General features: G+C 65.8%; 22 protein-coding genes, 4 tRNA genes and 1 pseudogene. 19 read left to right on the forward strand and 8 right to left on the reverse strand.

Annotated elements, in window-relative coordinates:
• Positions 1–2: 2 nt before the first annotated feature.
• Positions 3–698 (forward strand): hydrogen peroxide-dependent heme synthase, encoded by a 696-nt coding sequence (hemQ, locus tag CSW57_RS23675; protein WP_023959574.1) that lies wholly within the window; start codon positions 3–5, stop codon positions 696–698.
• A gap of 65 nt (positions 699–763) precedes the next feature.
• On the opposite strand, the gene CSW57_RS23680 is transcribed toward hemQ, so the two are convergent.
• The 3 genes from CSW57_RS23680 to CSW57_RS23690 all read right to left on the reverse strand — a co-directional run bounded on the left by CSW57_RS23680 (position 764) and on the right by CSW57_RS23690 (position 4,580).
• On the reverse strand, positions 764–1,936 hold the full coding sequence (locus CSW57_RS23680; protein ID WP_099385083.1) for a glycosyltransferase family 87 protein: 1,173 nt from the start codon (positions 1,934–1,936) through the stop codon (positions 764–766).
• Positions 1,937–2,166: 230 nt separating this feature from the next.
• Positions 2,167–3,822, reverse strand: a complete 1,656-nt coding sequence (locus tag CSW57_RS23685) for an alpha/beta hydrolase (protein ID WP_099385026.1) — start codon at positions 3,820–3,822, stop codon at positions 2,167–2,169.
• A complete protein-coding gene (locus CSW57_RS23690) occupies positions 3,822–4,580 on the reverse strand; it encodes a pyrimidine reductase family protein (RefSeq protein ID WP_099385027.1) in 759 nt (252 codons plus the stop codon). Before CSW57_RS23690 ends, CSW57_RS23685 begins: the two co-directional genes overlap by 1 nt.
• A gap of 34 nt (positions 4,581–4,614) precedes the next feature.
• On the opposite strand from CSW57_RS23690, the gene zapE reads away from it, so the two are divergent.
• On the forward strand, positions 4,615–5,628 hold the full coding sequence (zapE, locus tag CSW57_RS23695) for a cell division protein ZapE (RefSeq protein WP_099385028.1): 1,014 nt from the start codon (positions 4,615–4,617) through the stop codon (positions 5,626–5,628).
• A 10-nt stretch (positions 5,629–5,638) separates the two neighbouring features.
• Here zapE and CSW57_RS23700 read toward each other — a convergent pair whose 3' ends face one another.
• From CSW57_RS23700 to CSW57_RS23720, 5 genes are all read right to left on the reverse strand, one after another.
• Positions 5,639–6,208, reverse strand: coding sequence for a GNAT family N-acetyltransferase (locus tag CSW57_RS23700; protein WP_223249472.1), 570 nt, complete (start codon positions 6,206–6,208; stop codon positions 5,639–5,641).
• A 52-nt stretch (positions 6,209–6,260) separates the two neighbouring features.
• A complete protein-coding gene (locus tag CSW57_RS23705) occupies positions 6,261–6,470 on the reverse strand; it encodes a hypothetical protein (RefSeq protein WP_030163286.1) in 210 nt (69 codons plus the stop codon).
• Positions 6,471–6,560: 90 nt separating this feature from the next.
• A tRNA-Val gene (locus CSW57_RS23710) sits at positions 6,561–6,635 on the reverse strand.
• A 28-nt stretch (positions 6,636–6,663) separates the two neighbouring features.
• Positions 6,664–6,737: transfer RNA gene (locus CSW57_RS23715), tRNA-Cys, on the reverse strand.
• Between the two features lie 22 nt (positions 6,738–6,759).
• Positions 6,760–6,832 (reverse strand) — tRNA-Gly (locus CSW57_RS23720).
• A 223-nt stretch (positions 6,833–7,055) separates the two neighbouring features.
• On the opposite strand from CSW57_RS23720, the gene CSW57_RS23725 reads away from it, so the two are divergent.
• From CSW57_RS23725 to CSW57_RS23805, 17 genes and pseudogenes are all read left to right on the forward strand, one after another.
• Positions 7,056–7,127: transfer RNA gene (locus CSW57_RS23725), tRNA-Val, on the forward strand.
• Positions 7,128–7,249: 122 nt separating this feature from the next.
• Entirely contained in the window at positions 7,250–7,696 is a 447-nt protein-coding gene (locus CSW57_RS23730) for a TIGR02611 family protein (RefSeq protein ID WP_099385085.1), read from the forward strand.
• 121 nt (positions 7,697–7,817) lie between these two features.
• Positions 7,818–9,893, forward strand: coding sequence for a threonine--tRNA ligase (thrS, locus tag CSW57_RS23735; RefSeq protein WP_099385086.1), 2,076 nt, complete (start codon positions 7,818–7,820; stop codon positions 9,891–9,893).
• A complete protein-coding gene (locus CSW57_RS23740) occupies positions 9,890–10,483 on the forward strand; it encodes an HIT family protein (protein ID WP_023959555.1) in 594 nt (197 codons plus the stop codon). Before thrS ends, CSW57_RS23740 begins: the two co-directional genes overlap by 4 nt.
• 22 nt (positions 10,484–10,505) lie before the next feature.
• The gene (gene pgsA / locus CSW57_RS23745; protein ID WP_099385029.1) at positions 10,506–11,177 is read left to right on the forward strand and encodes a phosphatidylinositol phosphate synthase; all 672 of its coding nucleotides are present in this window, start codon (positions 10,506–10,508) and stop codon (positions 11,175–11,177) included.
• Positions 11,174–12,127, forward strand: a complete 954-nt coding sequence (locus tag CSW57_RS23750) for a phosphatidylinositol mannoside acyltransferase (RefSeq protein WP_099385030.1) — start codon at positions 11,174–11,176, stop codon at positions 12,125–12,127. The genes pgsA and CSW57_RS23750 overlap by 4 nt, the downstream gene beginning before the upstream one ends.
• Complete coding sequence (locus tag CSW57_RS23755) at positions 12,124–13,248, forward strand: glycosyltransferase family 4 protein (protein ID WP_099385031.1); 1,125 nt, start codon at positions 12,124–12,126, stop codon at positions 13,246–13,248. Before CSW57_RS23750 ends, CSW57_RS23755 begins: the two co-directional genes overlap by 4 nt.
• A 19-nt stretch (positions 13,249–13,267) precedes the next feature.
• Positions 13,268–13,756 (forward strand): annotated as a pseudogene (locus CSW57_RS23760) (exopolyphosphatase); the annotation flags it as partial.
• Positions 13,757–13,907: 151 nt separating this feature from the next.
• Positions 13,908–14,804: a pyridoxal 5'-phosphate synthase lyase subunit PdxS gene (gene pdxS / locus CSW57_RS23765; RefSeq protein WP_023959545.1), complete on the forward strand. Its 897-nt coding sequence runs from the start codon at positions 13,908–13,910 to the stop codon at positions 14,802–14,804.
• Positions 14,805–14,836: 32 nt separating this feature from the next.
• Positions 14,837–15,856, forward strand: a complete 1,020-nt coding sequence (locus CSW57_RS23770) for an RDD family protein (RefSeq protein WP_099385033.1) — start codon at positions 14,837–14,839, stop codon at positions 15,854–15,856.
• Positions 15,853–16,878, forward strand: a complete 1,026-nt coding sequence (locus CSW57_RS23775) for a protein phosphatase 2C domain-containing protein (protein WP_223249473.1) — start codon at positions 15,853–15,855, stop codon at positions 16,876–16,878. Before CSW57_RS23770 ends, CSW57_RS23775 begins: the two co-directional genes overlap by 4 nt.
• Positions 16,879–16,885: 7 nt before the next feature.
• Positions 16,886–17,656 carry a hypothetical protein gene (locus CSW57_RS23780; protein WP_223249474.1) on the forward strand — a complete coding sequence of 257 codons (771 nt, stop codon included), beginning with the start codon at positions 16,886–16,888 and terminating at the stop codon, positions 17,654–17,656.
• Between the two features lie 216 nt (positions 17,657–17,872).
• A complete protein-coding gene (locus tag CSW57_RS23785) occupies positions 17,873–18,346 on the forward strand; it encodes a response regulator transcription factor (protein ID WP_099385034.1) in 474 nt (157 codons plus the stop codon).
• A 75-nt stretch (positions 18,347–18,421) separates the two neighbouring features.
• The gene (tesB, locus tag CSW57_RS23790; RefSeq protein ID WP_099385035.1) at positions 18,422–19,273 is read left to right on the forward strand and encodes an acyl-CoA thioesterase II; all 852 of its coding nucleotides are present in this window, start codon (positions 18,422–18,424) and stop codon (positions 19,271–19,273) included.
• Entirely contained in the window at positions 19,270–19,887 is a 618-nt protein-coding gene (gene pdxT, locus CSW57_RS23795) for a pyridoxal 5'-phosphate synthase glutaminase subunit PdxT (RefSeq protein ID WP_099385036.1), read from the forward strand. Before tesB ends, pdxT begins: the two co-directional genes overlap by 4 nt.
• Before the next feature lie 88 nt (positions 19,888–19,975).
• Positions 19,976–20,731, forward strand: a complete 756-nt coding sequence (locus tag CSW57_RS23800; protein WP_023959531.1) for a YebC/PmpR family DNA-binding transcriptional regulator — start codon at positions 19,976–19,978, stop codon at positions 20,729–20,731.
• Between the two features lie 109 nt (positions 20,732–20,840).
• Positions 20,841–21,163, forward strand: a 323-nt coding sequence (locus CSW57_RS23805) for a crossover junction endodeoxyribonuclease RuvC (RefSeq protein WP_189339418.1), incomplete at its 3' end; no start/stop codon positions are given.

Below are 21,163 nucleotides of genomic sequence, written 5' to 3' on the forward strand. Positions count from 1 at the left end.
CCATGACGCGCCTGGACTATGCAGAACTCAACGCCACTGTTCGTTACCTCATGTTCTCGGTCTTCTCGGTTCGGCCGGGCGAGCTGGGCGACGATCGGGACGAGGCGATCAGCGATGCCCGCCAGTTCTTCGACTCGCTCGAGGCCAAAGGTGTTGTGGTTCGCGGTTTGTACGACGTCTCGGGTCTGCGGGCCGACGCAGACTTCATGATCTGGTGGCATTCGGAAGAGGTCGAGCAGATCCAGGCCGCCTACGCCGATTTCCGCCGGACCACCATCCTCGGCCGTGCCAGCAACGCAGTGTGGAGCAACGTGGCGCTGCACAGGCCGGCCGAGTTCAACAAGAGCCACATCCCGGCTTTCCTCGCGGGTGAGGAACCGGGCAAGTACATCTGCGTGTACCCGTTTGTCCGCTCGTATGAGTGGTACCTGCTGCCCGATGCCGAACGACGCACCATGCTCGCCGATCACGGCAAGCAGGCACGCGGATACAAGGACGTCCGGGCGAACACCGTGTCGTCGTTTGCCCTCGGCGACTACGAGTGGTTGCTGGCGTTCGAGGCGCCCGAGCTGCATCGGATCGTCGACCTGATGCGCGATCTACGCGCAACCGAGGCGCGGATGCACGTACGCGAGGAGACCCCGTTCTTCACCGGCCCGCGCGTCGACGTCGACAAGCTCATCACCGCCCTGCCCTGACCAGCCGCTGCCCTCGAGCAGTCGATCGGTCAGCGCTGTCCGCCGCCTCGATTTTCGGATTCAGTTCATGCGCCGACGGTGGCTGCGGGCCGCGTTCGGGTTCCGGAGATCTCGTGATCCCCGGATTTGCGAAGGTCCAGATACCGGAACAACAGCGCACAGAACACCGCGATCATCAGCAGTGACCAGCCCCAGGTCACCTTGTTGTACTCGATCGCCCGCCCGAACGCCTCCCAGCGATCCGAGTAGAACCCGTCGAATGTGAAGCACCCGTACACGCCGAGCCAGGCCGGCCAACTCCGGATGGCCGAGCCCCGCATGAACACCGTCATCAGCAGCGGGAACAGCAACATCGAGTAGTATCCCTGGCCCAGCGAGCCGACCAGCCACGACGTGCACAGCAGTACGCCGGCCGAAGTGCTCATCCACAGCAGTTCATCGGTGGTGCGGTAGTAGCGGTACAGGAACCACAGGCTGAAGGCGGCCATCAGGACAAAAGCGATCCGCAACAACACCACGAGCCAGGTCTGCACGCCGAAGTAGGCGGCATTGCCGACGATCGAACTGTTGTAGTAGTCGCGCGCCTCGAAGAGATACGGCGCGGTGCGGCTCACGAAAGACCGGGGGTCGGCGGACAGCGGCCACGCGAGCGCGGTCAGCAGCAGCGGGACCCCGATCGCACCCACGAACACCTTCCACTGACGGTTGAGCAGCGGGAGCAACAGCAGCACGGCAAGAACCGGCTTGACCGCGAGGGTGAGACCGAGAGGGATACCCGCCCACAGGTCTTTCCGTTTGAGCGCCAACATCATGAACAAGAGCTCACCGAGCAACACGAAGGCGTTGAAGTTTACGAAGATCAGAGTGTGCGACACCGTCTCGGACAGGAAGAAGACGAACAGCACAACGGGCATCACCCACGACCGCACCGAGTACCCGAACATGCGGGTGATCAGATACGCGCACAGCACGAGCACGGCGGCGGAGACGAAGATGAACAGCCATCGCGCTCGCTCGGGGTCGATGTAACCCAGCGGAGCCATCAGCAACGTTCCCGACGGCGGGTACAGGTAGTGAGGGTCGACCGTGTTGTAGTTCTCGGTGTAGATCGGCTCGTTGCGCAGGAACGCCAACGCGGCGCGATACACCGGAGAGAAGTCGTCCGTGCGGTCACCGTCCACACCCAGGATCACCGTGCGCTGGAACACCATGAGGATGGCCACGGGCCAGAGCACCATCGAGATGATGCGGCCTACGTCGACACCTGGGAACAGGACGCGTTCGGCCGTTCCCGTGCGGTTGGCCAGGCCGTACCCGGGTCGCTTCCCGTGCTCCCGGCCGACGCCAACGGAAGTTGTCTGGTGGTCTCCGGTGGAAGGGTCATTGATCGACACTGCCGCACCGTACTACGGCAGCGGCCCTGCGCCGTGCCCGACACCACGAACCGATGCCGGTCCCGCTGATCCGGTCAGGCCGGACACGCACCGGGCGCGGGTGGTTCACCCGATCGGGCGTAGGCGATGGCCGCTTCCCCGGCACAGTCCGAGTGCGCCAGCACCGAGTAGCCGAGGCCTTCCCACGAGAGAATCGATGACGTGGCACCAGCGCCGATCAGGGCGCCGTTGATGCCGTCGGACGCGGTGGGTCCGTTGATGGTGTCGCCCGAGCCGGTGAACATCAGCACCGGCACCGGGATCTCGCCGATGGTCGGCGGGGCGGCGCCGGCGGGGAAGCCGTTGCACCGCAGGAGACCCAGTGCCGTTCCGGCACCGGTCAGTGGGTACTGACGTCCCCATTCGGCGATCAGCCCGTCGATCTGGTTGCGCCCGACGGGTTCAGAGGTGTCGTTGCACTGTGACAACAGCTGACCGTCGGTGCCGCGCAGGGCCCGGGCCTGAACTATCGCCGTGCGCAGTGGGCCGAGAGCGCCGCCGTCGGCCGCACTGAGCATGTCGGCGGCTGTGGTGATGACGGTGGCCCGGTCGCCGGGCGCGAGCGCGATCGTGGTGGTCAGTGCCGCCAGGACGTCGGTATCGGCGATCCCGTCCAGGCCACCGGTACGCGCCCGGTCGAGCAGGCCGGCGATGACGACGCCGGGGTCGGCGCCGAGGGAGCAACTGATGGCCCGGCACTGATCGGCGAACAAGCTGAGTGCGGCGCCGGTGCCCTCGGCGATCTGCTGCCCGGTGGTCTGGGCGTTGGTCGAGTACGGCGCCGGCGTGTCGAGGATGAGCCGGGCCAGGTGGTCGGTGTAGAGCCCTGCGTAGGCGAGCGCCACAGCTGCGCCTTCCCCGACGCCTGCGATACCGATCCGGTCCACCTGCCACACCGTGCGCAGCTTCTCGAGATCGGCTGCCGCATTGTTGGCGGTGAACTGCACCTGGTGCGGACTCAGGATTTCGGTACAACCGTCCGACGCCGACGTCCCCGCGGCGGCCAGTCGCTCCACGCGCGCCGGGTAGTCAGCGGATGAGGTGCTGAAGCCGTTGTTCAGGAGGGTGTTTCGTTCCAGGTTCGTCATACAGTCGAGCGGCGTCGACGCGCCGGTCCCGCGCCGGTCGACAGCGACCACGGGATGCGCCGACAACAGATTGCGACCGCCACCCTGGGCCAGGCTGAGCAGTGTGCGGGTGGACGGTATGTCGGTGCCGGAGGTCAGCACCAGCGGAGCAGCGTCGGCCGGCGTGTCGGCCGACCGTGCTCGGACGGCCGAGACCGTGACGGTGTCGATGCTCTGGGTGCCCGGTGTCACCGAGTTCTCGAAATTGCCGCATTCGAACGTGACGCCCGGTGGAAGAGCGGTCCCGGGGAAGCGCTCCTGGAGATCGTCGCCGCACTCTCGCCATGCCAGATCCTGTTTGGGGACTTCGAGGCTCGGTGGCGGCGGCGTGGTCGTCGGGGCCTGTCCTCCGCCGTTGTTCTCTTCGATGACCAGATCGGGCCCGGGATCGGGGCCGGCCGTACATCCGGTGAGGATGCCCACCGCCACCATCGCTGCCGCCAACAGGCGCAGCGAGCGGCGACGAGCTGAACGATCCGGGCGGTGCGCCCACATCCGGCCGGTGCGGTCGTCTGTGGTCACAAGGGCGCGCTGCATATCGGCGAGGGTACTGGCGAACGACATCACTCCTGATCGCGCACCCAACGCAGGTACAGGTAGTCCTCGTCGTCGGCGAGGACGTGGGCGCGTCGCATTCCACGGACCGCGTCCGAACCGGCCGTAATGTGTTTGCCGCTACCCGCAGTGACCCTGGGGCTGACCGTCACGCAGAGCTCGTCGACCAGATCTCTGTCGAGCAGCGAACCGAGCAGGGCCGGCCCACCCTCACACAAGATCTGCGTCAGGCCGCGGTCGGCGAGATACCCGATTGCCTGCGCCGGATCGACTTCCTCGTCGCCGCAGTCGACGACGGTTGCCCCGGTGTCGAGGAGCTGAGCGCGAGCGCCTGCGGGGGCCGAACGGCAGGTGAGGACGATGGTGCTCGGTGCGAGAGTGAAATCACCCTTTCCGGGAACCGGGATGGAGAGTGTGTTGCTCACCAGGGCGAGCGCCGCGGCCGCCGGCCGGCCCTCGGCCGTTCGCAGCTCGCCGAGCAGGGGGTGTGGCTGAACCGGCCCGTATTTCTCGGTGACAGCGGTACGGGCACCCACCACGATGACGTCGGCCAGTGCCCGCAGAACCGAGAACAACCGCTGGTCGCCCGACGACCCCAAAGCGCCGGATCGCCCTGCGACCGTTGCCATCCCGTCGATCGACGTGATCATGTTGGCGCGTACCCGGGCGACGCCCGTCTGACGCTCCGGATAGGCGTAGAGGGCGGCGAGCGCCTTGTCGTCGAGGTCACCGGTTGTGAGCTGGGTCGCTTTGCGCAGTGGGTACACACAGCCATTCTCGTCACGTCGCTAGGCTCGGCGCATGCCAGCACGTTTGAGTGACCGCACTCCGCAGGTCGCGCCCGAAGCCCTTGTCGATGAGATGGTGCCCCCCTCGATGTTCGACGAGGTCAGTTTCGACTCGTACATTCCCGACCCCAACGAGCCGAGCCAGGCCGAGGCGGTCAAGGCCGCGCGCAGCTTCGTCGAACGCGCGACCAAGGCAAAGGGCGGCAAGCGTGGCCTCTTCGGGCGCAAGTCCGCGCCGCAGCAAGGGCTGGGCCTCTATCTCGACGGCGGCTTCGGCGTCGGCAAGACCCACCTCCTCGCGTCGATCTATCACGCGATGCCGGGACCCAAGGCGTTCGCGACGTTCGTCGAGGTCACCCACGTCGTCGGAGCTCTCGGTTTCGCCAACGCCCTCGAGCGGCTCTCGGACCACTCCGTGCTGTGTATCGACGAGTTCGAGCTCGACGACCCGGGCGACACCATGCTGGTGTCGCGACTGCTGACCGAACTGTCGGCCAAGGGCGTTTCCATCGTCGCGACGTCCAACACCCTGCCGGGGCAGCTCGGCGAGGGTCGTTTCGCCGCTCAAGATTTTTTGCGAGAGATCAAGAAGTTGGCGGCTGTGTTCGAGGCCATCCGCGTCGACGGCCCCGACTACCGGCACCGCGACCTGCCGCCGGCCCCGCCGCCCCACAGTGACGCAGAGCTCGAGAACCTGGCCGAGAGCACTCCTGGCGCCACCTTGGACAACTTCGACGAACTCTGCACTCACCTGGCCAAGCTGCATCCCTCCAAGTACAAGGCGCTCGTGGAGGGCGTCACGTTGGCGTGCGTGGAAGGTGTGCACCCCGCGGCGGATCAGACGGTCGCATTGCGTCTCGTGGTGCTGGCCGACCGCCTCTACGACGCCGGAACCCCACTCATGGTCTCGGGTTCGAAGCTGGACGAGATCTTCACCGAGGAGATGCTCGCGGGTGGCTACCGCAAGAAGTACCTCCGTGCGACATCGCGTCTGCTCGCACTGTCACGTTTCGCAGAATCGGCGTAGCCCTTCAGGGTCAATGCAGATCCGACGTCGGCGGGGGAGTGCGAGCGAGCACGTAATCGCTGCAGCGCTTACCGCCGACGACAAATGACTTGCGCCCCACGATGGTGAAACCCATCTTCTCGTAGAACCGTTGTGCTCGGCGGTTCTGCTCGTTCACGCCGAGCCAGATGCGGGCGCTGCCCTGCTCGGTGGCGTGCGCGAGCGCTGCCGACATCAACGCCGCGGACACCGCTCCGCCGTGAAAACCGGGTAGCACGTACAACTTCGACACCATCGTCAGCGGGCGTTCCGGAATGGCCGCCAGGACGTCGGTGTCGTCGGGTTCGGAGTCGATGAGGAGTGCGTACCCCACGATGGCACCGGAGGCGCTGTCAGTCGCCTTCAGGACGTGGTGATCGGGCTCGCTGAGATACCGGCGGAAGTGCTCACCCGACAATGTGGTCGCGATGAAGTGCGCGACGTCGTCGGCGCTCAGATCCGGCGGGCAGGCCAGCGGAAAGGTCGCGGCCGCCACCTCCGCCAATTCGTCGGCGTCGGTGGGATCGTCGGTGGAGTTCACCAGTATCTCGGGACCGCTCACGACATCATCTCAACACGGGCGTCGCGCGGGCCGCTCAGCGGCGCGAGGTCTCTCAGCGTGAGCTGGTGGCCAGCTCTGCCTGGCCGGACACGAGTTGCTGCGCAGCGGCGTGCAGGGCCCGTTCCCGTTCGTCGATGTTGCTGTACTCGCGGCTGATCGGCAGCAACTCGATCAGGATCTGGCTTCCGCTGACCGAGTACCCGTTGGTGCTCGCCCAGTTGAGGGTGTACTGCAAGACGTCGCGGTCGAGAGTGTCGTTCATGGAATTCCTGTGACTCGATGTGATGAACAATCCGTCCGTACCCGTCACATGAGAATGACCCGGGGTCGCCGGGTCATTCTGTGGTGCAGGTGGTGCGCGATACAGGGATTGAACCTGTGACCTCTTCCGTGTCAGGGAAGCGCTCTCCCGCTGAGCTAATCGCGCGAGATTGTGTTCAGTTGTCGAACTGATCTGGAGGCGGCGACGGGAATCGAACCCGTGTGCACGGCTTTGCAGGCCGTTGCCTCACCACTCGGCCACACCGCCACGGTGGAAATATCGTGCTCCGAGCGGATGACGGGATTCGAACCCGCGACCCTCACCTTGGCAAGGTGATGCGCTACCAGCTGCGCTACATCCGCATGCACCCTGAAAACTGCTGCTCTGGGTGCGAACGTGAACATTATCGGACGTACCCGCAAAGCAACAAATCCGCTGGTCAAACGGTCGGTTGCGGAACCATCCCCAGGTCACGTGCGACGGCGACACCCGGGGTGAATCGAGTGGATGTGATTTGGGTTCCGGCGGGGTGTGCGTGTTAATGTCTTTCGGTCGCAGACCCCGGTTCAGCCGGGGTAGACGTCAGGTCCCGTGGCTCAGTGGAAGAGCGTCCCGTTCACACCGGGAAGGTCGCTGGTTCGATCCCAGCCGGGACCACTTCATCTCCCGTTCAATCGACTGACGTTCGTGCGCAGTCCTGTTGCATCTCCCGTGTCGTCGACTTCCGTAGAGTTGCCTGAAAAGGTTTGCGAATGGTCAATTTCGGACAAAGGAACGTCATGCCTGATGACGCGAAAGTCGATGCCGACGAAGAACGGTCCCAGGGCGGGATACTCTCCGCGATCGGCAACAAGCGTGACCAGATTCGGGAGCAACGCCGCCTGAATCTCATCTACCGCTGTTGTGTCGGTGTGGTCGGAACGGGCGTCCTCCTCGTGGGTATCGCGGCGATCCCGTACCCCGGTCCCGGATGGCTGATCGTGTTCGCAGGTCTGGGCATCCTGGCATCCGAGTTCGATTGGGCGCGCCGCCTGCTCCAGTTCGCGCGCAGCAAGTACGACGCATGGATGGACTGGATCAAGAAGCAGCACTGGACGGTCCAGGCGGCATTCGCCATCCTGACCTGCGCCATCGTGCTCCTGACGCTCTGGCTGCTCGGCGCGCTCGAGATGGCGGCCGGCTGGATCGGCCTCGATTGGTCGTGGCTGAAGAGCCCCATTCTGTAACCGGCCCGAACTTCTCGGCGACCGGTAGGGGGTAGTGGGTCCCTCGGGCACTACGATCATGGACTGATACGCCAGCTCGGCCGTGCCGGTCGAGTGGTCTGCCTCGACAAGGAGTTTCCTGGTGCCCGAGAACGCCGCCGCCCCGCCCCCAGCCACGATCACGGTGGCGGCCGGGACCACTGCGGGGGCGGCTCTGCGCGACAGCGGTCATCCCAACAAGGGGCCGGAGGCGATCGTCGTGGTCCGCGACGCGGAAGGCACTCTTCGCGACCTGTCGTGGTCGCCTACGAGCGATGCCGTGGTCGAGCCGGTCGCGGCCAACACCGAAGACGGACGCAGCGTCATCAGACACTCGGCTGCACATGTGCTGGCGCAGGCGGTTCAGGATCTGGACCCCAAGGCGAAACTCGGGATCGGCCCCCCGATCGAGAACGGTTTCTACTACGACTTCGATGTCGAGGACCCGTTCACGCCCGACGATCTGACCGCGCTCGAGAAGAAGATGAAGCAGATCATCAAGTCCGGTCAGCGCTTCTCCAGGCGCGTGTACGAGTCGGTCGACGAGGCGAAGGCCGAATTGGCCGGGGAACCGTACAAGCTCGAATTGGTCGACGACAAGGGTTCGGCCGACGACCCCGAGGTGATGGAGGTCGGCGGTGGCGAACTCACCGCCTACGACAACCTCAATCCTCGTACCGGCGAACGGATCTGGGGCGATCTCTGCCGGGGTCCACACGTGCCCACCACCAAGTACATCACCGCGTTCAAGCTGACCCGCAGTTCGGCGGCATACTGGCGCGGCGACCAGGACAACGCGGACCTGCAGCGCATCTACGGCACGGCCTGGGAATCGGCCGAGGCGATGGACGCCTACCTCGAGTTGCTGGCCGAGGCCGAACGCCGCGACCACCGAAAGCTCGGTGCCGAACTCGATCTCTTCAGTTTCCCCGACGCGCTGGGCTCGGGTCTGCCGGTGTTCCATCCCAAGGGCGGCATCATCCGCAAGGAACTCGAGGACTACTCGCGCCAGCGGCACATCGCCGAGGGCTACGAGTTCGTGAACACCCCGCACATCACCAAGAGCAACCTGTACGAGATCTCCGGTCACCTCGACTGGTACCGCGATGGCATGTTCCCGGCCATGCACCTCGACGCCGAACTCGACGACGACGGCGAGGTGCGCAAACCAGGCCAGGACTACTACCTCAAGCCGATGAACTGCCCGATGCACAACCTGATCTTCAACGCGCGGGGCCGCTCCTACCGGGAGTTGCCACTGCGGCTCTTCGAGTTCGGGTCGGTGTACCGGTACGAGAAGTCGGGAGTCATCCACGGCCTCACCAGGGTTCGCGGGATGACTCAGGACGACGCGCACATCTACTGCACGCGCGAACAGATGCGGGCCGAGCTCACCACCACCCTGAACTTCGTACTCGGACTGCTCAAGGACTACGGCCTCGACGATTTCTACCTCGAACTGTCGACCAGGGATCCGAAGAAGTCCGTGGGTTCGGACGAGGTCTGGGAAGAGGCGACGGCCACCCTCGCCGAGGTCGGCGAGGCATCCGGTCTGCGGTTGGTGCCCGATCCCGGTGGGGCCGCGTTCTATGGTCCGAAGATCTCCGTACAGGTCAAGGACGCGCTGGGCCGAAACTGGCAGATGTCGACCATTCAGCTCGACTTCAATCTGCCGGAGCGATTCGAGATGGAGTACACCGGCGCCGACGGGTCCAAGCACCGGCCGGTGATGATCCACCGAGCGTTGTTCGGATCAATCGAGCGGTTCTTCGGTGTGCTCACCGAGCACTACGCCGGCGCCTTCCCGGCGTGGCTGTCCCCGGTGCAGGTTGTGGGCATCCCGGTCGCGGACGCATTCGTTCCCCATCTCGACGGCGTTGTGGCACAGCTGAGGTCACTCGGCGTCCGCGCCGAGGTCGACGGTTCGGACGACCGGATGCAGAAGAAGATCCGCAATCACACAACCGGCAAGGTCCCGTTCATGTTGCTGGCCGGCGAACGTGACGTGGAGGCCGGCGCCGTCAGTTTCCGTTTCCGTGACGGCACACAGGTCAACGGGATTCCGGTCGCAGACGCGGTCACCCTGATCGCCGACTGGGTCGCCCAGCGTCGCAACGAATCCCCGACCGCCGAACTGGTCGCGACGCCTGCCGCCGACGCTGCCGGGGAGGCCCGGTGACCCACACCGACAACCCCGGCGTCATCCGCGACCAGGGGCCGGGTGACCCGGACCGGCTTCAGCGGCTGTGGAGCCCGCACCGGATGTCGTACATCACGGCTGCCCCGCGATCGGGCGTGGACCCGGACGGGGACGACACGACGTCCGCGAAGTCCGTCCACCCATTCCTCGACATCCCACGAATGTCGGACGAGGCCGGGCTGATGGTCGCCCGAGGTGAATCGGTGTACGCGGTGCTCAACCTTTATCCCTACAACCCCGGGCACACGATGATCGTGCCGTACCGGCAGGTCGCCGACCTCGAAGACCTCACAGAGGTCGAGAGCCGTGAACTGATGGTGTTCACGCAGAAGATGATTCGCGCGATCAAGGCGGTCTCCAATCCGGACGCGTTCAACGTCGGACTCAATCTCGGTGCCGCAGCCGGTGGTTCGCTCGCCGAACACCTGCACCAGCATGTGGTTCCGCGGTGGGGCGGAGACGCCAACTTCATCACGGTGGTCGGGGAGACGAAGGTGATGCCGCAGCTGCTGCGCGACACCAGGACTCTGCTCGCCGACGCCTGGCGACAACTCGAGGACGGAACATGAGCAAGCAGAGCGTGAACGATCCATGCTGAGCGTCCTGGGCCGCGCCTCGGTCTCCAAGGTCACACTGCCCCTGGGGCGGGCCCTGATCAAGACCGGCCTGACGCCCGACGCGATGACCGTCATCGGAACGGTGGCGACCATCGCGGCAGCGGTGACGCTGTACCCGATGGGTCACCTGTTCGTCGGCACCCTGGTGATCTGGCTTTTCGTGATGTTCGACATGCTCGACGGCGCGATGGCGCGGGCGCGCGGCGGCGGCACCAAGTTCGGTGCGGTGCTCGACTCGACGTGTGATCGGCTCGCCGACGGCGCGATCTTCGCCGGCCTCGGCTGGTGGTGCCTGGTGGAGAAGCCGCACCAGTGGCTGTTCGTCGCGACCATGATTTGCCTGGTCACCTCGCAGGTCATCTCGTACGCGAAGGCACGTGCCGAGGCCAGCGGACTGAACGGTGACGGTGGCCTCATCGAACGCCCGGACCGCCTCGTCATCGTCCTCGTCGGCGCCGGCCTCACCGGTATCGGACTGCCGTGGGCCATCCACATCGCGATGTGGCTTCTCGCCGTCGGCAGCATCATCACGGTGTTCCAGCGGATGTGGTCGGTCTACAAGTCGCCCGGAGCCACCGATCTGCAGCCGATCGCCACTCCCTCCGCCGGTGGGGCGACCCAGGGCGAGGACGGATCGGAGTCGTGACGACGGCCGGCGAGCGTATTGCCGACCTGGGGTACGCGGCGGGGTGGTCGCTTGTGCGGCGCCTGCCCGAGGGTGTGGCGCGCACGGTGTTCGACAGTGCGGGAGGCTACGTCGGTGGCCGGGGTGGCGGACCGGCCCAGCTTCGCAAGAACCTCGCCAGGGTGGTCGGCTGTACACCCGCGGAGGTACCCGACGACCTCATGCGGGATGCCATGCGGTCCTACGCCCGCTATTGGCGCGAGGCATTTCGGCTGCCCGCCATGGACTTTCATGTGGCCGCGTCGCGCGTCGACCTCCCGCCACCGGATCGACGACTGCTGGACGACGCCCTTGCGAAGGGCAAGGGCGTGGTGTTCGCGTTGCCCCACAGCGGCAACTGGGACATGGCCGGGGTCTGGCTCGTGCAGAACATCGGGGACTTCTCCACCGTGGCGGAGCGACTGAAACCCGATTCGCTCTTCGAACGTTTTGTCCGATACCGCGAGACCCTCGGATTCGAGATCTTCCCGCTCAGCGGTGGCGAACAACCCCCCTACGGCCGGCTGGCCGAGCGGCTCCGCAGCGGCGGGGTGGTGTGTCTCCTCGGCGAGCGGGACCTGGCCAGACACGGTGTCCCCGTCCAGTTCTTCGGCGAGCCGACGCGGATGCCCGCGGGCCCGGCGAAACTCGCCATCGACACCGGCGCCGCCCTCGTCGGGGTTCACCACTGGTACACCGGCCCGGACACCTCGCAGATATCGCTCACCGGCCCGATCGACACATCTGGGGGAGTGGAGGCGGCAACCCAGGCGCTGGCAACGGTGTTCGAGACGAACATCGCCGCCCATCCGCAGGACTGGCACATGCTGCAACCGCTCTGGGAGGCCGACTGGTCCGAGGAGCGCCGTGAGCGCATCAAGGGGGCCGACATCCCTCGGAGCAACGACGATGTCGAGGGCGCCGCGGGATGAAGATCGGCATGATCTGCCCGTACTCGTTCGACATCCCGGGCGGTGTTCAGGCCCACGTCATGGAACTGGCGCAGGTCTTCATCGATCGGGGACACACGGTGAGCGTTCTCGCGCCCGCCGGACACGACAAGAAACTGCCCGGCTATGTGGTGTCGGTGGGCGAGGCCCTCGCGATTCCGTACAACGGATCGGTTGCCCGGATCGCGTTCGGGCCCAAGGCCTATCACAAACTGCGATCCTGGCTTCGGGACGAGAAGTTCGACGTCCTCCATGTGCACGAGCCGAACTCGCCGAGTGTCTCGATGTTGTCGCTGATGGTCGCTCAGGGCCCGATCGTCACCACTTTCCACACATCCACGACGAAGTCGTTGATACTCAGCATCTTTCAGGGAATCCTTCGTCCCTACCACGAACGCATCGCCGGTAAGATCGCCGTCTCCGAACTCGCCCGACGTTGGCAGATGGAATCTCTGGGTTCGGACGCGGTCGAGATCCCGAACGGGGTGCACACGGACATGTTCGCCGGAGCCGAACCGCTCGACGGGTATCCGCACCCCGGTAGAACGGTGCTGTTCCTCGGTCGTTTCGACGAACCACGCAAGGGTGTGGACGTGCTGATCAAGGCACTACCCGCGGTGGTGGCGCGCTTCCCGGACGTGCGTGTCCTGGTCGTGGGCGGCGGTCACCAGCGAACGTTGCGGGGCAAGGCCGGCGACCTGGCCGACCACCTCGTATTCCTCGGCCAGGTCGATGACGACGTCAAAGCCCGCGCCCTCCGTTCCGCGGACGTGTACTGCGCTCCTAACCTCGGCGGCGAAAGTTTCGGCATCGTTCTCGTGGAAGCCATGGCCGCCGGTACCGCCGTGGTGGCGAGCAAGCTGGACGCGTTCCGGCGGGTGCTCGACGACGGCCAGGCCGGTGTGCTGGTCGAGGTGGGGGACGCCGACCAACTCGCCCAGGGGATCATCTCCGTTCTCGGTGATGACGACGGCCGGGCCGCAATGGTCGGCCGTGCACGCGATCGCGCCGCCCGCTACGACTGGTCCGAGGTCGCCGACCAGATCCTGCGTGTGTACGACACCGTCGTCGTCGGGGCCGGCAAGGTGGTCGTCTCCGATTGACCCCTTCTGAGAGGACTTCATGACCATCTCCGCCCTGACCGTCCTGATCCTGGGCGTCATCACGGTGCTGGTGTTGCTCGGTCTGGGCTGGGCCTACAAAACCGCCAACCGGCTCGACCGACTACACGTGCGGGTGGACCTGTGCTGGCAGGCGCTCGACGCCGCGCTCGCCCGCCGGGCAGTGGTCGCCCGATCCATTGGGGCCGGACTCGGGCCGGAAGGCCGGGAACTGATCATCGCCGCCGACCGAGCGGAGGGTTCGGCGCGGGCGGATCGTGAATCCGCCGAGAACGTGGTGTCGGCGGCGCTGGCCCAGGTCGACCTCTCGTCGCTGCGATCGCAGCTGGTCACCGAGCTTGCCGACGCCGAGACCCGCGTGATGATCGCCCGGCGGTTCCACAACGATGCCGTTCGCGACACCCTGGCCCTCCGCAATCGGCGACCGGTGCGATGGCTGCACCTGGGTGGCACCGCACCGACCCCGCTGTACTTCGAGATCGTCGAGCGAGCGCCCGTCTGACCTGCCCGCCCGACGTCGACAAGGGGCGTGTGATGCCGCCGGACCACGCGGCGCCGAGAAAGCCTAGACTGGAAGCTCAGCAATCGACTAGACCACAGGAGCTATAGACGTGAGCAGTGCCCCAGATCCAGGTTCATCGGTGCCAGCGGAAAGTGCCGGCACCGGTACCGCGCGGGTCAAGCGTGGCATGGCCGAGATGCTCAAGGGCGGCGTGATCATGGACGTCGTGACAGCCGAGCAGGCCAAAATCGCCGAGGACGCGGGCGCTGTCGCAGTCATGGCCCTCGAGCGGGTACCGGCCGACATCCGTGCACAGGGCGGGGTCTCGCGGATGAGCGACCCCGACATGATCGACGGGATCATCTCGGCAGTGTCCATCCCGGTGATGGCCAAGGCTCGCATCGGACATTTTGTCGAAGCCCAGATCCTCCAGAGCCTCGGTGTCGACTACATCGACGAGTCAGAGGTGCTGACCCCGGCCGACTACGCCAACCACATCGACAAGTGGCAGTTCACCGTGCCGTTTGTGTGCGGCGCCACCAACCTGGGCGAGGCGCTCCGCAGGCTCACCGAGGGCGCCGGGATGATCCGGTCCAAGGGCGAGGCGGGCACGGGCGACGTCTCGAACGCCACCACACACATGCGCAAGATCCGCGACGAGATCCGGCGGCTGACCTCACTGCCCAAGGACGAGCTGTTCGTCGCCGCCAAGGAGCTGCAGGCGCCGTACGACCTGGTCGTCGAAGTTGCCGAGCTGGGCAAGTTGCCTGTCACGCTGTTCACCGCCGGCGGCATCGCCACCCCGGCGGACGCCGCGATGATGATGCAGTTGGGCGCCGAGGGCGTCTTCGTGGGATCGGGAATCTTCAAGTCCGGCAATCCCGCTGAGCGTGCTGCCGCGATCGTGCAGGCGACAACGTTCTACGACGACCCCGACGTGCTCGCGAAGGTGTCGCGTGGATTGGGTGAGGCGATGGTCGGTATCAATGTCGACGACATCCCACAGCCCCATCGACTTGCCGAGCGCGGCTGGTGAATTGACGTGGACGCGGGGGCGGGGAGTCGGAGATGACCAGCGCGTCCGCTGATTTCGAAGCGATTCCGCTCGGCTGCGGCCGCTGCGGAACTCAGATCCCGTCCGCGTCCGCCCGCTGCCCCGAATGTGGACAGCAGATGTTCGTCACCAGAGGTGGCGCAGTCCCGAGGTCGCCGCGCGAGGCCCTGGTGGCGGGTCGAATCCCCGCCTCCAACGGTTCGCGGGTGGCCGCGTATCTCGTTGATGTCGCCATCGTTCTGGCTGCGGTTGCAGCCTTGCTCGCCGCCGGTGTGGTCTCCGGCCTCGACGTGATCCTGGCTGCGTGCGTGGCGGTTCCCGCTGCGAGCTGGATCTCGTCGGCGCTCGCGCGTGCCAATGGCATCCGTACCCCGGGCCAGGTGTTGGCGCGAACCACGATCATGACAGGCCGGTCGGGCCATCCGATCGGTTTCTGGCGGCATCTGACCCGCACCGCAGTACTTCATCTGAGCAACGTCCTGCTGTTCGCCGGAGCGATGTCGGTATTGATCGACAAGGGCCGTCCCCGTCGCGGCTGTCACGAGAAGATCTCCGGCACAACCACTGCCAGCAGTGTGGGTTCGGCAGGGTACGAGGTGATCACGGCGCCCAGCGCACGCCTCGCCGAGCCCGATGAGCGGGCGGCATATTCGTTCACCGATCGCATCGACCCCCGCACAGGCGCCCGCACCCTGCCGTTGAGCCAGGCGGGCACCGGTTTGCGGCTTCGACTCGACGACGGGACCTACACCGATCTGTTCGGTGCCGGATACCTCGGTGTGCCGTCCGTCGAGTGGTCGCACGGCCGCGCGCAGATCGTGGTCACGGCCATCGAGACGCCACCTTCGGACGACACGCAGGTCCAGTTCAGCGTGGCGGACGGGAAATTGTGGATGATCAGTACGGGCCCAGATGTCCGATCGGTTCTGGACACCGGCGAGTCGGTGACCGCGATGCGACCCGGACATCCGTACGAGGTGGGTCCGGGCACCGTGGTGCATCTCGGACAGTGCAGTTTCGAGGTTGCGAGATGAGCCAGGATGCGGAGCTCGACCGTGAACCGGAGACGAAGCCGAAGGCGGAGCTCGACCGTGAACCGGAGACGAAGCCGAAGGCGGAGCTCGACCGTGAACCGGAGACGAAGCCGAAGGCGGAGCTCGACCGTGAACCGGAGACGAAGCCGAAGGCGGAGCTCGACCGTGAAACAGACGCGGTACTCGATCCTGGGCGTGAGCGCGGAGGGCACATGACAATGGAAGCGACCGGGACCGTCCGGGACGAGACACGCAGCGGGGTAGGCGAGTTCGGTCAGGTCGAGGTGAGCTGGGCAGTGGTCAGCGACGTCGGCCTGCTGCGTGAGACCAATGAGGACGCAGCTCTCGTCGGCCCTGGGATGATCCTGGTTGCCGACGGCATGGGCGGTCATGACTGCGGTGAGCTCGCCAGTGAGGCGGCGCTGTCGGCGTTGTCGGACACAACGGTGACCGGGGTCAACCGCACACGCGATTCGGTGGTGGACCTGTTGGGGGAGGCGCGCCGCCAGATCGAGAACATCGACTCCGACTCGGGTCGCCGTGCCGGCACCACGGTCACCGGGGCGATGCTCGTCGACAGCGATGGGCGCCCCCATTGGCTGGTGCTGAACATCGGGGACTCGCGGACGTACCGTTTCGCCCACTCGAAGCTCGAGCAGGTGACCGTCGACCACTCTCAGGTGCAGGAGCTGGTGGATGCGGGTTTCTTGACCGCAGCACAGGCCCGTGTCGACCCACGCCGCAACGTGATCACCCGGGCACTCGGTGCCGGGATGGAGCAGGAGGCCGACTTCTTCACGTTCCCGGTGGAGCGAGATGACCGGATCCTGGTGTGCTCCGATGGCCTCACCGGTGAGCTGGCAGACGACGCGATCGCCGCGATCCTGGCCGGCCTCGACGACCCCACAGCGGCCGCGCAGGCGCTGGTCTCGGCCGCTCTGGAGGCCGGTGGCCGTGACAATGTCACCGTGGCGATCGCCGACGTGAAGGCGGTCCCGGACGTCTCCGACCCCGCGTCGTGATCCGGCGATGACGATCACCGATCCGGCGGGAGAACCCGGCCGGCCTGAAGGCGTCAAGCGCACGATCGCGGAAACCTTCGTGGAGTACTGCGGCGAGCGGGTCGCGGTCAGTCCGGACGAGCCGTTCCACATCGGCCGCGAGGCCGATCTCGACATCGACGACAACCCTTATCTGCACCGCAGATTCCTCATGCTGCACCACGAAGACGGGTTGTGGTGGCTGTCCAATGTGGGGTCGCATCTGTCCGCAGGGGTCGTGGCGGGTGACGCCGGATTCCAGGCGACGCTGGCTCCCGGTGCCCGGGTGCCGCTGGTGTTCGGCGTAACCGCTGTGGTGTTCTCGGCAGGCCCCACGACGTACGAGCTCGACATTCATTCAGGCGCAATGCCGTTGAATCTCGCCCCGATGGAGGAGCCGGCACGCAGCGGCGAAACCACCATCGGGGTGGTGTCCTTGACGGAGAGTCAGAAGCTACTGATAGTTGTCCTGGCCGAAGAGGTGTTGCGGCGCAACGGAACCGGTGCGAGTTCGATCCCGTCGTCGGCGCAGGCCGCGGCCAGGCTCGGCTGGTCGCTGACCAAGTTCAATCGCAAACTCGACAACGTGTGTGACAAGTTCGATCAGATCGGGGTGTCCGGTGTCCGCGGCGGCTCAGGGCGACTGGCCAGCAACCGGCGGGTCAAGCTGGTCGAATATGCGGTGGCCGCCCGATTGGTGACACGCGAGGATCTGGTGCTGATCGATGCCGAGGCGCGCCGCAACGGCGTGATCGGCTGATCGAGAGCCTGGGCCGCTACTGGGGCGGCCGATGGGCAGATCTGCGGCGGCCTCTGTGGTGAGTTGATGGTCGGTCTTCCGCAAAAAACCCTTCTGAACTGGGCTGATGTGGTGGGTAGTTCTACCCATCGACATGCCCGGTGTGCCGGTTTTAGTGTTTAGACACTTCGACAGAGGGCAGGAGAAAACCGGCCCCCCAGACCAGGAGAATTACCGATGACCGTACTGCACAACACCTTTGGCGCTCCCAGTCGCACGCGGGTCGGTTATCGGCCGGCGACCCCGGTCCGGATGACCAGGGAGGAGGCGCTGGCTCGGCTCAAGCAGCGCACCATGCCTCTGCCCGGCCGCGCGGGGCCGCATTCGCAGCCCGGGGTCATCTGCGCGACTCCTGCGGTTCCCATGTCGGGTCGCAGCGGGCGGCCAGAGGGGGCTGCCGACACCGGCGCGACCACTGTTTACCGCGCGCCCAAGCTGTCGCAGCGCGAGATCGAGGTACTGCGTGCATGGCTGAACCTCGATTCCAAGTCGGCGGTGGCCCAATCGCTGTTCATCTCACTGGGCACCGTCAACACCCATCTCGCCCGGATCCGGGTCAAGTACAACGAGGTCGGTCGGCCTGCCCCGACCAAAGCCGCACTCGTGGCCCGCGCGATCCAGGACGGGATCGTGTCGATCGACGACCTCTGACCGCCGACGGGGGAGCCGTGATGGGCCTGCGCCCCCGGTGAGCCATAATCGTCGTCGGAAAGGTGGTGCCACCTCATGGCGACGATCGAAGAGATTCTGCAGCTCGAAACGATAGAAAAAGACATCTATCGTGGGCACGCCCACCCGAGCCATTTGCAGCGCACCTTCGGAGGGCAGGTCGCCGGGCAGGCCCTGGTGTCGGCGACGAAGACGGTTGACGCTCGTTTTGTGGTCCATTCGTTGCACGGTTACTTCCTGCGCGGCGGGAACCCGGAAGAGCCGACCGTTTACCTGGTCGACCGCATCCGCGACGGCCGTTCGTTCTGCACCAGGCGGGTGACAGCGGTGCAGGACGGTATGGCGATCTTCACGATGTCCGCGTCATTTCACGTGCAAGACCAGGGGTTCGAGCATCAGGACAAGATGCCTTCGGTACCCGATCCGGAAGATCTGGTCGATGTCCTCACCGCCCAGGACCGCAAGGCGATGTCACCTTTTCGCGAGTGGGAGAACTTCGACGTCCGGATCGTCCCGAACGACCAGCTCGTCCGAAGCCGCGACCTGGCCGCTCAGCAACGTGTCTGGTTCCGGTACCGCCACCAGCTCCCCGATGAGCCCGTGTTCCACATCTGCACACTCGCCTACATGAGCGACATGACGTTGCTGGGTTCGGCGAAGGTCGCTCACCCCGACGAGGACGCCCAGGCCGCCTCGCTCGATCACGCGATGTGGTTCCTCCGGCCGTTCCGCGCCGACGAGTGGCTCTTGTACGACCAGACATCGCCGTCGGCGGGGGGTGGTCGGGCCCTCACCCAGGGCCGGATCTATGACCGCGACGGGGTCATGGTGGCGGCGGTGACCCAGGAAGGTCTCGCGCGGACCGGACGAAAGTTGCCCGCGGACCAGCACGCGAAGAGGGAGAGTTGAGCACGCCGGTGCGGATCGGCATCCTCGCGCTGCAAGGCGATGTCCGCGAACACCACGCCGCCCTCACCGAGATCGGCGCCGAACCCGTGTCGATCCGCCGGGCCTCGGAACTCGACTCCATCGACGGGATCATCATCCCGGGTGGTGAATCCACGACGATGAGCCGATTGCTCGTGGTGCTGGGCCTGCTCGAACCGCTCCGCGAGGCTCTCGCCGATGGGCTGCCCGCCTACGGATCGTGTGCGGGGATGATCATGCTCGCGCGCGACATCCTGGACACACGACCGGACGCACAGCATCTCGACGCCCTCGACATCACGGTGCGACGCAACGCTTTCGGTCGCCAGGTCGCGTCTTTCGAGACCGACCTCGACATCGACGGGATCGAGGGCGGTCCGATGCGCGCTGTCTTCATCAGGGCTCCCTGGGTCGAGGGTTCCGGGGAATCGGTCCAGATTCTGGGCACAGTTCCCGACGGCCCGGCAGCGGGCCGTGTCGTCGCGGTCCGGCAGGGCGATGTGCTCGCGACGTCCTTCCATCCAGAGGTCACCGGGGACCGGCGGGTCCACGAGTACTTCGTCGAGATGGTCAGGGCGGCGCGAGGAAAGCAGTGAGCCTCGTCGCCGCACCGCCGGTGGCGAGTAGGATCGGTCCGCAGTTCTCGACGCCACACACCCGAGCAGTACGAAAGGGGCTTGCTGAATGAGCGGCCACTCAAAATGGGCCACCACCAAGCACAAGAAGGCGGTGGTCGATGCCAAGCGCGGCAAGATGTTTGCCAAGCTGGTCAAGAATATCGAGGTCGCCGCACGCACGGGTGGCGGAGATCCGAGTGGTAACCCCACGTTGTACGACGCCATTCAGAAGGCCAAGAAGTCGTCGGTACCCAACGACAACATCGAGCGCGCCCGCAAACGTGGTGGCGGCGAGGAAGCCGGCGGCGCCGATTGGCAGAACATCACCTACGAGGGATACGGCCCCAACGGCGTTGCGATCCTGATCGAGTGCCTCACCGACAACCGGAACCGCGCCGCGACCGAGGTGCGCACCGCCATGACCCGCAACGGCGGCAACATGGCCGATCCCGGCTCGGTTTCGTACCTGTTCGCGCGCAAGGGTGTCGTCACCCTGGAGAAGAACGGCCAGAGCGAGGACGACATCCTGATGGCGGTCCTCGAAGCGGGCGCAGAAGAGGTGACCGACCTGGGCGACACCTTCGAGATCGTGAGTGAACCCACAGATCTGGTCGCAGTCCGGACGGCCCTGCAGGATGCGGGCATCGATTACGAATCCGCCGAGGCCAGCTTCCGTGCGTCGGTGGAGGTGCCGGTCGACGCCGACGGCGCGCGCAAGGTGTTCAAGCTGATCGACGCACTCGAGGATTCCGACGACGTGCAAGAGGTCTACTCCAACGTCGACATCAGCGACGAGGTGCTCGCCGAGCTCGAATCGGAGTGACATCACTGGTGGCGCGTGTTGATGCCTGAGGCCGTCGTGACCGCCGGTTACGATATCGAACAACTGTTCGTGCCGAGCAGATTCGAGTCGTAGCCGAAGGCGGGTTTGCATGCGGGTGATGGGTGTGGACCCCGGGCTGACCAGGTGCGGCATCGCGCTCATCCAGTCGGGCGCGGGCCGCTCGGTGACCGCGCTCGATGTCGACGTCGTCCGTACCCCACCCGACATGGCACTGGAGAACCGCTTGCTCGCCATTCACACCGCTGCCGAGCACTGGCTCGACACCCATCGGCCCGATGTCGTGGCGATCGAGCGTGTATTCGCCCAGCACCAGGTCAGCACCGCGATGGGCACCGCCCAGGCCGGTGGCGTGATCGCCCTGGCCGCGGCTCAGCGCGGGGTACCCGTTCGATTTCACACACCGAGCGAGGT

The organism is Williamsia muralis, assembly GCF_002735905.1.
GTDB classification, from domain to species: Bacteria; Actinomycetota; Actinomycetes; order Mycobacteriales; family Mycobacteriaceae; genus Williamsia; species Williamsia muralis_A.